A 14,027-nucleotide genomic window follows, 5' to 3' on the forward strand; every position below is an offset into this window, starting at 1 on the left:
TGAAAAACCCGGCCTTGCGCCGGGTTTTTTGCTTTTTGACGATGAAGCTACAGCGATCCGTCGCCGCCACTTTCCCTCTCCGCCTCCTGCTTCAGCGTCGCAATAAACCGCTTCGTCCGTTGCTTCTCGGGATTGCCGAACAGCAGCGCGGCCGGCCCTTTCTCGACGATGACGCCGGCATCGAGAAACACCACTTCCTGGGCGATCTTGGAGGCGAGGCGCAGATCATGCGTCGCCATCACCATGGTCGTGCCTTCGCTGGCGAGCTTGCCGAGCACGTCTACCACCTCTTGCGCCAGTTCCGGGTCAAGCGCCGAGGTCGGCTCGTCGCAGAGCAGAACTTTCGGCGACGGCGCCAAGGCACGCGCGATCGCCACACGCTGCTGTTGGCCGCCCGACAGCGTCGCCGGCCAAGCGTCCGCCTTGTGCACCATCCCAACTTTTTCCAGCAGGGCGAGCGCCCGCTCGCGTGCCCTCTCCGGCGGCCATTTCAGCACCGTCACCAGCCCTTCCATGACGTTTTCGATCGCGGTGCGATGCGGAAACAGCTGGAAGTTCTGGAACACCATGCCGGTCTGCAGCCGCAGGCGCTGGATATCCCTGGCCGGAACCCTGACGCCGGGTTGGAATTCCAGCGCCTCGTCACCGATGCGCACCGTGCCCGAAGTCGGGATCTCCAGAAGGTTGACGCAGCGCAGCAAGGTGCTTTTGCCGCCGCCTGAAGGCCCGACCAGCGCTGTAACGCTGCCTTCGGCAATGGTGACCGTCACGCCCTTCAGCACAAGGTTGTCGCCGAAGCGTTTCTCGATGTTGGTGAGGCCGATCATGAGCGCGCCTCCAGGAAGCCGCCATAGCGGTTGAGCCGGGTTTCCAGTCGCGTCTGCAAGGCCGACAGCACCGAACTCATCGCCAGATAGAGCATCGCCGCCTCGACATAGAGGATAAGCGGCTCATAGGTGGTGGCGACGATGCGCTGCGCCGCCTGGAACATTTCCGGCACGGTGATCGCGGCCGCCAGCGACGTGTCCTTGACCAGCGAGATGAAAGTGTTGGAGAGCGGCGGCACCGCGACCCGGCCGGCCTGCGGCAGGATGGTGCGCCGCATCGCCTGGCTCCAGGTCATGCCGATCGAATAGCCGGCCTCCCACTGGCCCTTCGGCACCGAGCCTATCGCAGCGCGGATGATCTCCGACGTGTAGGCGCCTATGTTGAGCGTGAAGCCGATCAACGCCGCGGTGAAGGCATCGAGCAGAATGCCGACCGACGGCAGGCCGTAGAAGATCAGGAACAGCTGAACCAGGAGCGGCGTGCCGCGAAAAATCCAGACGTAGAAGCGCACCAGCGCGACCAGGGGCTTCGGTCCGAACAGCCGGGCGAGCGCAGCACCCAGGCCGACCGTCAAGCCGAGAGCGAAGGACAACAGCGTCAGCGGCACGGTGAAGATCAGCGCCGCCCACAACAGCGAAGGCAGTGACTCCAGCATCAGTTGCAGCCAGTGCGGCACGTAAGATTCTCCAATGGTCGAGGCGGCTCATCAAGGCGTGAATGCGTCAGACATATCACGACAAAAGCGGCGGCCGGTCAAAGACGGCTCGCCGCTTCATATGTCTCGTGGGCCGGAGACCGGGCCCACCTCATCAGCTTACTTCGAAACGTCCTGGCCGAAATAGGTGTCGGCGATCTTCTGGTAGGTGCCATCGGCCTTGATGTCGGCCAGCGCCTTGTTGATCGCCGCAACAAGTTCCGGATCGCCCTTGCGCACGATGACGCCGGAATAGTCAGCGTTTTCTTCTTGCGCGGCAATCTTCACATTGGCGTCGGGCTTGTGCTTCTTGAAGTCGAGGAACGACAGGCTGTCATTGATGGTGGCGTCGGCACGGCCGGTTAAAAGCAGCTGGATCGACTGGTCGAAGCCATCGGTGCCGACCAATTCGGCGCCGTTCGCCTCGGCCAGCTTGCCGAAATTCGAGGTCAGCGACTGCGCCGACTTCTTGCCCTTGAGATCGGCGAACGTCTTGATGTCGGTGTTGTCGCCGCGCACGATCAGCACTGCTTTGGAGGCGATGTAGGGATCGGAGAAGGCGTACTTGGCCTTGCGGGCATCGGTGATGCCGACTTCATTGATGACGGCGTCATAGCGATTGGCGTCGAGGCCGGCGATCAGCCCGTCCCACTTGCCTTCGAGGAACTCGGCCTTGACGCCGAGCTTGTCGGCGATCGCCTTGGCGATTTCGACATCGAAGCCGACCAGGGCGCCGGAAGTGTCATGATAGGTGAATGGCGCATAGGTGCCTTCCGTGCCGACCTTGATGACCCCGGCCTGCTTGATCTGGTCGAGATTGGCGCCGGCATTGCCTGCGGTGACAGCCAGAGCCTGCAGCGTTCCGGCGATAATGAGCGACTTCAGCCATTTCATTTTTCTGTGATCCCGTCCTTGGCCGGATATCCGGCATTGTGTGAGCGCTGGAAACTGCCAGATGCGAGGTGAGAAAATAAGGAACCGGATTTCGTAAATCACACGTTTTTGAAATTGGATTCTCCAAATGGCGTTTCTTGGCGGCAATCGAGGCCGTCACCGGTCCTGCAGACATCGTTCAAGCAACCTGATCCGCCCGGCAACAACCAGGGAACCTTTCCGGCGTACCGCACGTTCTGGCAGTTCTAGGGCACGACGCCGCTATTTCAACCGGGCGCCAGCCAAGTTTGCAAAGTCATCCGCATCGCCTGAGCCAGGGAGCGCCTCATGATGGAAGACACGGCAGGACGGATCATGGTCCGCGCGGCAATGAAGGCTCCCTACCTCGAACGTGATGAAGAGCATCGGCTGGCATTGCTCTGGAAAGAGGACAACGACCAGAACGCATTGCACAGCATCACCGTCGCCCATATGCGGCTGGTCATTTCCATGGCCTCGAAATTCCGCCACTACGGCCTGCCGCTCGGCGATCTGATCCAGGAGGGCCACGTCGGCCTGCTTGAAGCCGCAGCCCGCTTCGAGCCGGAGCGCGAGGTGCGGTTTTCGACCTACGCGACGTGGTGGATCCGCGCCTCGATGCAGGACTACATCCTGCGCAACTGGTCGATTGTGCGCGGCGGCACCAGTTCGGCGCAAAAAGCGCTGTTCTTCAACTTGCGGCGCCTGCGCGCCCGGCTGGCGAATGGCGCCGAGCCGCTGTCGAACGCGACCCTATACCGCGAAGTGTCGGAGACACTCGGCGTCTCCGAAGCCGATGTGGCGATGATGGATTCGCGCCTGTCGGCACCCGATTCCTCGCTCAACATGCCGGTTGCCGATGATGCGGGTTCGACCGAGCGCATGGATTTCCTGGTCTCCGACGATCCGCTGCCCGACGAGATCGTCGGAGACAAGATCGATGTCGCGCGCCGCTCGCTATGGCTGAGGGAGGCGCTGCGCGCGCTCAACGCACGGGAGCTGAGGATCATCGAGGAGCGCCGGCTGAATGACGAGGGCGCGACACTCGAAGCGCTCGGCGAGACGCTCGGCATTTCCAAGGAACGTGTCCGCCAGATCGAGGCCCGCGCCATGGAAAAGCTCAAGGTGGCGTTGGTGAAGCAGAACCCGGAGTTCATGGCGACTGCCGCCTGATCTGTAACAGACGTTCAGCAAATGAATTCGCAGCGAGCTCTTATTTGTCGGTGACGATCTTGACCTTGTCGCCGGCAGAAACCGCGGCGCCCGGCGACAGCGCATTGAGCACGCGGAACAGGTCGAGCTTGCGATCGACGCCAACCATCTGAGCCGAAAGCGAACCCATCGTCTGCCCTGGCTGGACGGTGACGACGCGGATATGCAGTGGCTTCAACGCGGCCTTTTCGGCAGCACTCAGGATACGGAAAGATCCGCTGACCGAACGCGCGACCGCATCCAGCGAGGTGCTGGCCGAAGGTGCCGCAGTCAACAGCCGGTAGACCTGACCGCCGGCACGGATCACGGCAATGTCGAACTGCCATCCTTCGGCGCCGGCATGCGCCGTCGCCGCCTCGTTGCCGTTGATCGTCTCCTGCTTGACGCTGCTGTCGTCGAGGCCGGCCACCCAGCCGCTGCGGATATAGTCGGTCAGCGCGCGGTTCTTGTCGATCGAGACGCCGTCGAAGCGGATCGCCATATCGCCGGGACCGGTTGCCGTCACCGCGGCCGCCGAATTGTCGATGATGAAACCCTGCGGCACCGAGAAGGACACGCCGAGGCCCGGATGCAGGAAGGTTTCGCCGCGCACATAGCCTTCTTCAGGCGTGTCGCCATAAAGCAGGCCGTCTATGCCGGCGAGGAAGGAATCGCGGTCGCGCGAGCCGACGCCCGGCGCGCCGAACTGGCGGGCATGGCGCTGCGCCAGATCGATGCGCTGCGGCGTGTTGGGGTGCGTGGCCAGGAAGTCGAGGCTGGCATCGGTGGCGCCGCTGATCGAACGAAAGTCCGTATAGGCCGACATCGACTGCAGGAAGCGGCCGGCGGCGAAAGGATCGTAGCCGGCTTCGCCGATCGATTTGATGCCGATGGCGTCGGCTTCCAGCTCTTGGTTGCGGGAGAATTGCGCCAGCCTCAGCTTGCCGCGGATCAGCGCCGCCTTGGCGGTCGGGCTGTCGCCCAGCACATCGGAAACCACTTTCGTCGCCAGGCCCTCCTCGGCCTCCAGCTGCTGGCGCTGCAGGCCGTGATTGGCGGTGACGTGGCCCATTTCATGGGCGATGACAGCGGCAAGCTCAGCCGAATCATTGGCCAGCGCCAGCAGGCCCCGGGTGATGTAGAGATAGCCGCCGGGCAGCGCGAAGGCGTTGACGTTGGGCGAATTCAGGATGGTGATGCGATAGGTCTGCGTCGGGTTGGCAGACACCACCGTCAGATTGCCGACCACCTTGGCGACCATGCGCTCGAGCTTGGGGTCGGAATATTCGCCGCCATAAGTCGCCAGGATGCGCGGGTGCTGCGCTTTGGCCAGTTCGGCGAGCTTGTTGTTGGCGCCAACGTTGTCGACCGTGATCGGCTTGTCGGAAGGCTGGAAGCCGGACTCCTGTACTTCCGGCGGCATGAACATCTGGCAGCTCGCCAGCGCCACGGCAAAACCGGCCAGCGCAAGAAAACGCGCCAGCGGATTCATTCGTAGTCTATCAACGCCGATCGCCAGAACGGTTTCCTTTCGGGTCCCGGCGCATAACCACGAAAACCGGGGGCGATCTTCGGAACACGTCATGCGCTATCTTAAACTGCTGCAGCATCCGTTGCACGTCCCTCGGGCGGGCGGCGGATGCTGCAGGCAAATCACGTCCTGTGCCGGACCAGCAGGTCGGACCTAGCCACACTCCTCCAGTCATGGCAAGCAAGCGCCACATCGCCTGGAGCCGGTTTGACCGTAAATTATGTCCGCTTCCGGGCAATATCTCGTGATAAACCGCCACTCTCGCCGATATAGCGCCGGAACACTTCGGGACCAGCCCCAGTGAAGAAATCATCTGCCTTGCCGATTGCCGCGACCATCCCATTGTCGAGAAACACCATGTGCTCGCCGATACGGCGAGCGTCTTCAGGCTGGTGGGTGACAAACAGCACCGTCATGCCACGCTCGGCATGAACGGCGGCGACCATATCCAGCATATCGTCGCGCAAAGCGGGCCCGAGCGACGCGAAGGGTTCATCGAGCAGCAGCACCGGCCGGTCGCGCACCAGAACGCGGGCCAATGCGACGCGCTGGCGTTCCCCACCCGAAAGTTCGCGTGGCAGGCGTTTTTCCTTGCCCCCGAGACCGGTACGTATAAGTGCCTCGGCGATCGCGGCGCGGTCCGCCTCGGTCAGCCGCAAGGCTGGCGAGCGGCCGAGCCCGACATTCTGCTCGACGGAAAGATGGGCGAAGAGATTGTTCTCCTGGAACACCATCGATACCGGCCGCGCCGAGGCCGGGTCGGCGCTAACGTCGGCGCCGCCGATCAGCACGCGGCCCGACTGTGGCATCTCGAAGCCGGCGACCAGATTGAGCAGGGTCGACTTGCCCGACCCGCTCGGCCCCATGATGGCGGTGATCTTCGACGTGGCGAACTCGACGTCGAAGACGAGCGGCATCTCGCCATAGCTGAACGACACCCTGTCCAGCCGCACCGGCGCGCCTTTTTCAAGCCGGCTGGCCTTTCCATCAACCATCCCGGACCCTCTCCCTTCCCAGCCAGTGCGCCGCCACGATCAGCGCGAGGCAGACGAGGCCCAGCAGCAGTGCCAGGCCGGCGGCATCCGCGGTGCGGTAGCTGCCCATGCGCGCCAGGAGAAGGTAGGGCAATGTCTGCACGGAATCACTGCCGAACAAGGCAATGACGCCGAGGTCGCCGAGCGAAAGGGCCATGGCGAAAGCGAAGGCGGTGGCGAGCGGCCGCCGCAGGGACGGCCAGTCGACCAGAACCAACCGGTTCCAGCCCGTAATGCCGAGCTGTGCGCAGAGCCGTTCGTGACGCTCGCTTGCCGCATCGTAGGCGGGACGGACGGCGCGCAGGGCGAACGGCATCGCCATCACCGCGTTGACGGCGACGACCATGACCGGGGCGATGGCGAAGACATCGCCGAAATGGCGCAGCAACAAGAACCAGCCGGCGCCGATGACGATCGGCGGCACGACCAGGACAAAGCCGGCGCCTGTATCCGTGACATGCTCAAGCGTTGTCCGGGGGCCAGCCCGGCGGTTCAACGCCAGTGCCCTCCGCGCCATGGTCAGCGCCAGCGACAGCATCACCGAGAGCAGTGCAGACAGCAAGGCCAGCACCGCACTGGTCAGAATAGCCTGTCGGACAGTGGCCTCACCGGCAAGCCGGCCGAGGTCGGCACTCAAACCCGCCGTCACCGTCGCCGCCATCGGCCCGACGACGAACAGCAGCGCCAAGACGATGAGCATGGCGTTCAGCCAGCTCTCGCTCTTGTTGACGGAGAGATAGCGGCGTTGGGCAACCGGCAGGTTGGTGTCGCCGACCACATTGGCGCCAAGCCGGGTCAGGGCCAGCACCACGATAAAGGTCAGGACGATCTGCAGCAGCGTCAGCGTCACCGCCCGCGCTGGATCGAAATCGAAGCGCAGCGCCTGGTAGATGCCGACCTCCAACGTCGTCGCGGCCGGCCCGCCGCCGAGCGTCAGCACGATCGTGAAGGATGTGATGCAGAGCATGAAGATAAGTCCGGCGACACCTGGCAATGCGGCACGCAGAGTTGGCCATTCGATCAGCCTGAACGCCGGGCGAGACGTCATGCCGAGCTGGCTCGCCAGCCGCCATTGGTCGGCTGGTATGGTCTGCAGCGCCTCGAGGAACAGCCTTGTCGCCAGCGGCAGGTTGAAGAAGACATGGGCGACGAGAATGCCCGACAGGCCGTAGATGCCCGGCCAGCTTCCACCGCCGATCACCGTGAGCAAGCCTGCGAAATAGCCGGCGCGGCCATAAAGCGCCAGCACGCCGAGTGCCGCGACGATGGCCGGCAGCGCTAACGGTACGGCGAACAGTTGCAGGATGAAGGCGCGGCCGAAGAAGCGTGGGTGCCGCGACATGGCGCGCGCGACGAACAGCGCAGGCACGACGGAGAGCAGCGTCGACAGTGCCGCTTGCCAGAGCGTGAAGCGCACGACGCGCAGGAGATAGGAATCGAAGGCTGCCCAGGCACCCGAGATGTCGTGGCCGCCTTCGAAAAGCAGGCCGGCAAATGCGCCGCCGATGAGCAGCGCGATGGCGGCGAGCGCCAGGATGCCGGTGGTGATGCGGGGGTCAGGCGCGCGTTGCACGCTGGGCCACCTGACTTGAGGTTCTTAGCGAGGATTGCGCTCCGTCGCGCCCCCCTCTGTCCTGCCGGACATCTCCCCCTCTAGGGGGGAGATTAGCCGTTACCCATGCCTTCGCCAACCTCCGACGTTGCCGGGGGCGAGCCGCCAGCAAAGCAGCTGATCTCCCCCCTTGAGGGGGAGATGGCCGGTAGGCCAGAGGGGGGTGGCTTGGCGCAAACATCCGATGTGGCTGAGCCCTACTTGCTCATCGCCGTCAGCCACTCATCCACCCAGGCCTTGCGGTTGGCGGCGACCTGCTCGGGGCTGAACAACAATGTCTTGGTCGGCTTGACCAGTTTGTCGAAGGCCGGGTTGAGCGGCTTGCCGGTCTTCCCGGCCGGGAACATCCAGTTGGTTTCTGGGATGGCATCCTGGAATTTCGGCCCTGTCATGAAGGCCATGAACTTTGCCGCCAGCGGGTTCTTGGCCCCTGTCGTGGTGATGCCCGCGACCTCGATCTGCAGATATTCGCCCTCCTCGAAAGAGGCAGCCTGGTAGCGCTCTGTCTTTTCGGCGACCATGTGGTAGGCCGGCGAGGTCGTGTAGGACAGCACCATCGGCGCTTCGCCCTTGGTAAACAGGCCGTAGGCCTCGCTCCAGCCCGGCGTCACCGTCAGCACCTTCGCCTTGAGCTTGGCCCAGGCCTCCGGCGCCTTGTCGCCATAGACAGACTTGACCCACAACAGCAGGCCAAGGCCCGGTGTCGAGGTGCGCGGATCCTGGATGACGATCTTGTCGTCGGCGCTGCCGTCGACCAGTTCCTTCAGGCTTTTCGGCGGGCTCTTCAGCTTCTCGGTGTCGTAGACGACAGCGAAATAGCCGTAATCGAAGGGGACAAAAGTGTCGTCGCTCCAGCCGCCTGGCACAGAGACGTCCGCCACCGCGCCATGCGGTGCGAACAGGCCGGTGGCCTTGGCGTCGGCGGTCAGATTGGTGTCGAGGCCGAGCACGATATCAGCCTTGGTCGATGCGCCTTCCAGCCTGACGCGGTTGAGCAGCGCGACGCCGTCGGCGACCGAGACGAACTCGACATCGCAACCGCATTCGGCCTCGAATTCCTTCTTCACCACGGGACCCGGACCCCAGTCGGCGGTGAAGCTTTCATAGGTGTAGACGGTGAGTTTGTCCTTGGCCAAGGCCGGTCCGGACAAGACCAAGGTCATGGCTGAGACAAGAGCGTATAAGAGCGTGCGCATCGGCGCCTCCTTCGTTCGAATTGAAAGGAATTGAGGCGTCGGACTGTCCGAAACGTCTAATCCCTCCGCCGGTACAAACCGGATCAGGTTCAGCGGGTTGGCGAGACTGCCTCTCAGCCAGTCCGCGAAGATCGCGTCCGGCACCCCGTTAGAGCGTTTCGACACATAGGCCGGGCCGATCCTCCACGCAAGTGGGAGTTTGCCGCCTTCCGTTTCCGGTGCCAGGCTGGTAAGGGCCACACGATATGAGCACATTCACCATCCTGCTTGGCGGCGATCTCATCCGCACGCCACGGCTCGACCGCCAGGTCGAAGGCTCCCGCGTGATTGCCGCCGACGCCGGCATCGGCCATGCGCGGCTGCTCAGCCTTGTCCCGGAACTATGGGTGGGGGATTTCGATTCCGTGCCGGCCAATCTGCCGGACGATCTCGCGACTGTCCCCCGCCGGACTTTCCCGGCCGAAAAGGACAAGACCGATGGCGAACTGGCCATCGCCGCCGCACTGGAGCTCGGTGCGACCAGCCTGGTGCTCGCCGGCGCCTTCGGCGGCAAGCGCGCCGACCACGCCTTCCTGCATCTGGCGCTGGCCCTGCGGCTGGCCGAGGCCAGGACGGATGTGCTTTTGACCAGCGGCGCCCAGGAGGGCGTCCCCCTGCTCCACGGCAAGGCTGGCTTCGACTATGCCGACGGCACGTTGTTTTCGGTGCTCGGCTTTTCCCAACTCGCCGGCCTGACCGTCACCGGCGCCAAATGGCCGCTGAACCACGTCGGGGTGGCGTTTGGCTCGTCGCTGACCATTTCCAATGAGGTCAGGGGCCGCCTCGAAATCGCGCTGGGCCACGGCCGCGCGATACTGCTCGCCCATCCCTATCCCTTGCCTGAAAGCTGATATGGCCCCGCCCCTTCTCAATCTCGACGGTATAAAACTGACCTTCGGCGGCGCGCCGCTGCTCGATGGTGCCGCCTTGACGGCGTCGGCAGGCGACAAGATCGCGCTGGTCGGCCGCAACGGGTCGGGCAAGTCGACGCTGCTGAAGATAGCCGCCGGCCTGATCGAGCCGCAGGACGGCGAGGTGTTCCGCCAGCCTTCGGCGACCATACGCTATTTGCCGCAGATGCCCGACATGGAGGGTTTTGCCAGTGTTCGGGCGTATGTCGAGGCCGGACTTGGCCCCGCCGACGACCCGTACCGCGCCAGCTATCTGATGGAGCATCTCGGCTTGTCTGGCGAGGAGCGGCCCAACGACCTATCCGGCGGCGAGGCGAGGCGCGCCGCCCTTGCCCGCGTCATGGCGCCCGAACCCGACATCCTGCTGCTCGATGAGCCGACCAACCATCTCGATCTATCCGTGATCGAATGGCTGGAGGAGGAGCTTGTCCGCACCTCGTCGGCACTGATCGTCATCTCGCACGACCGCCGCTTTCTCGAGCGTGTATCGCGCGTCACGGTCTGGCTCGATCGCGGCCAGACCCGCAGGTTGGACAAGGGCTTTGGCCATTTCGAGGAATGGCGCGACCTGGTGCTGGAGGAAGAAGAGCGCGAGCAGCACAAGCTTGGCCGCCAGATCGTGCGTGAGGAGCACTGGCTGCGCTACGGCGTGACGGCGCGGCGCAAGCGCAACATGCGCCGGTTGGGCGAATTGCAGACCATGCGCCAACGTTTTCGCGGGCATCGCGGCGCCGAAGGATCGGCCACCATGGTGGCCAGCGATGCCGCAGAATCCGGCAAGCTGGTGATCGAGGCCAAGAATATCGAGAAGAGCTTTGGCGATCTCACCGTGGTCAAGGGGTTTTCGACTCGCATCCAGCGCGGCGATCGGGTCGGCCTGGTCGGGCCGAACGGTGCCGGCAAGACGACGCTGCTGAAGATGCTGACCGGCGAGATGAAGCCCGATGCCGGTTCGGTGCGGCTCGGCACCAATCTGGAAATCGCCACGCTCGACCAGAAGCGCGAGGCGGTCGACCCGCAGGAGACCTTGGCGCAGTATCTCACCGACGGACGCGGCGAAAACCTCGTCATCAATGGCGAGCAGCGCCATGTCGTCTCGTACATGAAGGATTTCCTGTTCAAGCCGGAGCAGGCGCGCACGCCGGTGCGAGAACTGTCCGGCGGCGAGCGAGCGCGGCTCTTGCTGGCCCGCGTGCTGGCCCGGCCGGCAAACCTTCTGGTTCTCGATGAGCCGACCAACGATCTCGACATGGAGACGCTGGAGCTTCTGCAGGAACTGGTCGCCGGGTTTGCCGGAACGGTCATCCTGGTCAGCCACGACCGTGATTTCCTCGACCGCACCGTGACCAGCCTGATCGCGCCGGATGGCGACGGCCGCTGGATCGAATATGCCGGCGGTTATTCCGACATGCTGGCGCAGCGCGGCGGCACCAGGCTGGACGACCGCAAGGCACGGGCGAAGGCCGAAAACGGTGAAGCGCCCGCACCAGGCAAGAGCGAGTCCACAACGCCAAAGGGGCCGGCGAAGAAACTGTCGTTCAAGCAGAAATTCGCGCTGGAATCGCTGCCCAAGAAAATCGAAGCTGTGATGGCGTCGATCTCTAGGCTCGAGAACAACATCGCCGATCCGGCCTATTACGAGCGTGATCCAGCCTCGTTCCAGAAAACCATCGCCGCCCTCGACAAGGAGCGCGCGACGCTGGCAGCACTGGAGGAGGAATGGCTGGAACTGGAGATGCTGCGCGAAGAGATGGAAGGGTAGTCTCACCGCATCAGCACCTTCTGATTATTGCAGCGACGCGAAAATGCGCATATATTATGCGCATGTTGCGGAGGCTACTATGCGTAAGATTGCCGTGAATGCGACCCGTCAGCCAGCAAATCTATCGATCGATTCGAATCTCATGCGGGAAGCCAAGGGCCTTGACGTGAATGTCTCTCGCGCTGCAGAGGCTGGCATCGCGGAAGCGGTGGCGGCCGAAAAAGCGCGCCTATGGAAACTTGAGAACCGCGCCACCATGGACGCGTGGAATGACTATGTCGAAAAACAGGGCATTCCGCTGGAAGAGTACCGGCAATTCTGATGCCCCGCTATGATGTCTTCGGCGATCAAATCGAGGGCCGCTATTTGCTCGACGTTCAGTCCGAGCTCCTCGACTACTTCAAAACGCGGGCGGTCGTCCCGCTTCTGCCGATCGCGACTGTTCCACCGCCGATGCGAAAGCTTCATCCGATCTTTGAGATCAACGGTCGAAAGCTGGTTATGGCAACACATCTGATTGCCACCGTTCCTGCCAGTGAATTAGGCGAAAGTCGACTGAACCTTATGAAGCACCACGACGACATCGTCGCCGCACTCGACATGCTGTTCCAAGGCTTCTGAGCGCACCACAGCCGGCGCCCTTCTCAGCCCGCCGTCTTCGCCTGCCAGGCCTTGATCGCCTCGTCGAACACCTTCTCGCCGGGAATGCCTTTTTCCATGGTCAGCAATGCCCGCCGGCCGGTCTTGTAGACGATCGGCACGTCGATCCAGTCCTGGCCACGCAGCAAGGTCATGTTGGCGTCTTCGTCGGCCTTTGTGTCGTTCAGCGCGACGAGGAAGAAGCCGTCGGCGATCTTGGCCGGAATGCCGATCAGCGGACTGCCGGCATCCTGTTCCGAACCCTTCATGGCGACGCGCAGAATGTTGTCGACGCCTCCGCCTTCAAAGCCGTCCGGCGTCAGGAAGATCATCTCGATGATATGGCTGGCCGGCAGTGTCTGGTCGGTGTTGCGGCGGATCGTCATGCGCAACTGGATGTCCTTGCCGGGAATGGTCGCCTCGGCGCGGATCGCCGGCTCTGGCGGCAGGTCGCCACCGGGCGATTCCTGTACCAGCGACCAGACGATGTTGCCCGGCTCCGCCGAGCCCTGGGCGGTGCTGGTGCGCTCCTCGTAGAAGATCGCCTTCTGGCCGACCGGCAGCGCGGTTTCCGCCGGCGCGGTGGCCGGTGCCGCCGGCGCAGCACCCGCCGGTGCTGGCGGAGTGGCGGCGGCGTTGGCCGGCGCCGCCGGGGCAGCTCCGTTGGCAGGCGGTGTTGCGGGGGCGGCACCTGCCGCCGGAGGCGTAGCCGCGGGAGGAGTGCCGGCGGCCGGTGCGGAAATCGGCGGCGCGTTGGTCGCCGAGGGCGGCGTGGTCAGCGCAGCGACCGATTCGCCTTCGCCGATGCCGCTTTGTCCGCCGGCCGGGCCCGGGTCGACTTCACTGCCTTGCGGCGTCAGCCGTTGGGTGAATTTCGTGCTTTCAGCTTCCGTGCCGCCAACTGCGGGCGCTGGTGCTGGCGCCGGCGCCGCGGCGGTGGTTGCCGGCTTGGCAGGTGCCGGCTTCACGGGTTCGGTCTTTGTCGCGACCTTGGTGCCGTCGAGCCCGAGCATCTTGCCGAAGGCGTCCTTGTTCAGCCAGATGCCGTAGCCGCCACCGGCGATGACCAGAAGCGCGACGGCGGCGGCGATCAGCCCGCCATAGCTGCGCTTACGCTCCGCCGGGCGCAGGCGCTGGAAAGTGTCCGACGCCGGCTCTTCGTTGCTGGAAAACACATCGACACCGTCGTCGGCCTCCTCAGCGTCCATAGCTGGAAGGGGCGTATCGGCGCGAGCCGGCTGGGCAGGCGCCGGCGTTGGCCTTTGCCAGCTTGGCTCGACCTTGGAGGCAGGTGGCGGCGCGGGTTGATAAGGTTCAGGCTTGGCCGCAGGCGGTGCCGGCCAGGCCGGCACCGCCTTGGCCGGTTGCCGCGTGTGGCTTGGCTGGTTCTTGTTGCGATCGATCGAGGAAAAGATATGTTCCAGTTCCGCGAGCGGGTCGGTCTCCGGCACGCTCTTGGCATAGTCCCGCTCGACGTTCGCTATGGCATCTTCCAGACCGCGTTTCTGCTTTGCGACATCCTCCGGCGAAAGCGGCGGATCGCGCTGGGCAATCTTCGCTGCGATCGTAGAGCGGGCCTTTTCGTAGACCTTCGCCCGCATCTCTGGCGACGGATCGCCGAGACCGTCTATCGCTTTCTTCAGAACAAAAACGAAATCTGCCATGCTTCAGTCGACCT

Annotated in this window: 13 protein-coding genes and 1 riboswitch; of the genes, 5 read left to right on the forward strand and 8 right to left on the reverse strand. The window is 63.9% G+C overall.

Annotation, left to right across the window (positions count from 1 at the left end; all coding sequences use genetic code 11):
- Positions 1-47 precede the first annotated feature (47 nt).
- From NKJ90_RS16955 to NKJ90_RS16965, 3 genes are all read right to left on the reverse strand, one after another.
- On the reverse strand, positions 48-827 hold the full coding sequence (locus NKJ90_RS16955) for an amino acid ABC transporter ATP-binding protein (protein ID WP_023762878.1): 780 nt from the start codon (positions 825-827) through the stop codon (positions 48-50).
- On the reverse strand, positions 824-1,504 hold the full coding sequence (locus NKJ90_RS16960; protein ID WP_031261363.1) for an amino acid ABC transporter permease: 681 nt from the start codon (positions 1,502-1,504) through the stop codon (positions 824-826). The genes NKJ90_RS16955 and NKJ90_RS16960 overlap by 4 nt, the downstream gene beginning before the upstream one ends.
- Positions 1,505-1,642: 138 nt before the next feature.
- Positions 1,643-2,416: an amino acid ABC transporter substrate-binding protein gene (locus tag NKJ90_RS16965; protein ID WP_023762876.1), complete on the reverse strand. Its 774-nt coding sequence runs from the start codon at positions 2,414-2,416 to the stop codon at positions 1,643-1,645.
- Positions 2,417-2,743: 327 nt separating this feature from the next.
- Between NKJ90_RS16965 and NKJ90_RS16970 the strand changes: the two genes are divergently transcribed.
- A complete protein-coding gene (locus NKJ90_RS16970) occupies positions 2,744-3,607 on the forward strand; it encodes an RNA polymerase factor sigma-32 (protein ID WP_023762875.1) in 864 nt (287 codons plus the stop codon).
- 40 nt (positions 3,608-3,647) lie between these two features.
- Here the strand turns inward: NKJ90_RS16970 and NKJ90_RS16975 are convergent, their stop codons facing one another.
- From NKJ90_RS16975 to thiB, 4 genes are all read right to left on the reverse strand, one after another.
- Positions 3,648-5,117 (reverse strand): M48 family metalloprotease, encoded by a 1,470-nt coding sequence (locus NKJ90_RS16975; protein ID WP_023762874.1) that lies wholly within the window; start codon positions 5,115-5,117, stop codon positions 3,648-3,650.
- Between the two features lie 257 nt (positions 5,118-5,374).
- Positions 5,375-6,151, reverse strand: a complete 777-nt coding sequence (gene thiQ, locus NKJ90_RS16980) for a thiamine ABC transporter ATP-binding protein (RefSeq protein WP_023762873.1) — start codon at positions 6,149-6,151, stop codon at positions 5,375-5,377.
- On the reverse strand, positions 6,144-7,763 hold the full coding sequence (thiP, locus tag NKJ90_RS16985) for a thiamine/thiamine pyrophosphate ABC transporter permease (RefSeq protein WP_023762872.1): 1,620 nt from the start codon (positions 7,761-7,763) through the stop codon (positions 6,144-6,146). The genes thiQ and thiP overlap by 8 nt, the downstream gene beginning before the upstream one ends.
- A 236-nt stretch (positions 7,764-7,999) precedes the next feature.
- Entirely contained in the window at positions 8,000-8,998 is a 999-nt protein-coding gene (gene thiB, locus NKJ90_RS16990; RefSeq protein ID WP_031261361.1) for a thiamine ABC transporter substrate binding subunit, read from the reverse strand.
- Positions 8,999-9,041: 43 nt separating this feature from the next.
- A riboswitch (TPP riboswitch) is annotated at positions 9,042-9,156 on the reverse strand.
- Positions 9,157-9,243: 87 nt separating this feature from the next.
- Here thiB and NKJ90_RS16995 point away from each other — a divergent pair.
- The 4 genes from NKJ90_RS16995 (at position 9,244) to NKJ90_RS17010 (ending at position 12,331) form a co-directional block, all read left to right on the forward strand.
- Positions 9,244-9,888 carry a thiamine diphosphokinase gene (locus tag NKJ90_RS16995; RefSeq protein WP_023762870.1) on the forward strand — a complete coding sequence of 215 codons (645 nt, stop codon included), beginning with the start codon at positions 9,244-9,246 and terminating at the stop codon, positions 9,886-9,888.
- Position 9,889: 1 nt separating this feature from the next.
- Positions 9,890-11,710 carry an ABC-F family ATP-binding cassette domain-containing protein gene (locus NKJ90_RS17000; RefSeq protein ID WP_023762869.1) on the forward strand — a complete coding sequence of 607 codons (1,821 nt, stop codon included), beginning with the start codon at positions 9,890-9,892 and terminating at the stop codon, positions 11,708-11,710.
- 79 nt (positions 11,711-11,789) lie between these two features.
- A complete protein-coding gene (locus NKJ90_RS17005; protein ID WP_031261359.1) occupies positions 11,790-12,032 on the forward strand; it encodes a type II toxin-antitoxin system CcdA family antitoxin in 243 nt (80 codons plus the stop codon).
- Positions 12,032-12,331, forward strand: a complete 300-nt coding sequence (locus NKJ90_RS17010) for a CcdB family protein (protein ID WP_023762867.1) — start codon at positions 12,032-12,034, stop codon at positions 12,329-12,331. The genes NKJ90_RS17005 and NKJ90_RS17010 overlap by 1 nt, the downstream gene beginning before the upstream one ends.
- A 23-nt stretch (positions 12,332-12,354) precedes the next feature.
- Here the strand turns inward: NKJ90_RS17010 and NKJ90_RS17015 are convergent, their stop codons facing one another.
- Positions 12,355-14,013: a hypothetical protein gene (locus NKJ90_RS17015; protein WP_352486393.1), complete on the reverse strand. Its 1,659-nt coding sequence runs from the start codon at positions 14,011-14,013 to the stop codon at positions 12,355-12,357.
- Positions 14,014-14,027 lie beyond the last annotated feature (14 nt).

The organism is Mesorhizobium sp. M0051 (genome assembly GCF_040323235.1).
GTDB lineage: Bacteria > Pseudomonadota > Alphaproteobacteria > Rhizobiales > Rhizobiaceae > Mesorhizobium.

Excerpts from the sequence above, each read along its gene's own strand:
- thiQ (WP_023762873.1), bottom strand. The coding sequence starts at position 6,151 with ATGGTTGATGGAAAGGCCAGCCGGCTTGAAAAAGGCGCGCCGGTGCGG.
- thiB (WP_031261361.1), bottom strand. The coding sequence starts at position 8,998 with ATGCGCACGCTCTTATACGCTCTTGTCTCAGCCATGACCTTGGTCTTG.
- NKJ90_RS16965 (WP_023762876.1), bottom strand. The coding sequence starts at position 2,416 with ATGAAATGGCTGAAGTCGCTCATTATCGCCGGAACGCTGCAGGCTCTG.
- NKJ90_RS16995 (WP_023762870.1), top strand. The coding sequence starts at position 9,244 with ATGAGCACATTCACCATCCTGCTTGGCGGCGATCTCATCCGCACGCCA.
- NKJ90_RS17005 (WP_031261359.1), top strand. The coding sequence starts at position 11,790 with ATGCGTAAGATTGCCGTGAATGCGACCCGTCAGCCAGCAAATCTATCG.
- NKJ90_RS16970 (WP_023762875.1), top strand. The coding sequence starts at position 2,744 with ATGATGGAAGACACGGCAGGACGGATCATGGTCCGCGCGGCAATGAAG.
- NKJ90_RS16975 (WP_023762874.1), bottom strand. The coding sequence starts at position 5,117 with ATGAATCCGCTGGCGCGTTTTCTTGCGCTGGCCGGTTTTGCCGTGGCG.
- NKJ90_RS17015 (WP_352486393.1), bottom strand. The coding sequence starts at position 14,013 with ATGGCAGATTTCGTTTTTGTTCTGAAGAAAGCGATAGACGGTCTCGGC.
- NKJ90_RS17000 (WP_023762869.1), top strand. The coding sequence starts at position 9,890 with ATGGCCCCGCCCCTTCTCAATCTCGACGGTATAAAACTGACCTTCGGC.
- NKJ90_RS16955 (WP_023762878.1), bottom strand. The coding sequence starts at position 827 with ATGATCGGCCTCACCAACATCGAGAAACGCTTCGGCGACAACCTTGTG.
- NKJ90_RS17010 (WP_023762867.1), top strand. The coding sequence starts at position 12,032 with ATGCCCCGCTATGATGTCTTCGGCGATCAAATCGAGGGCCGCTATTTG.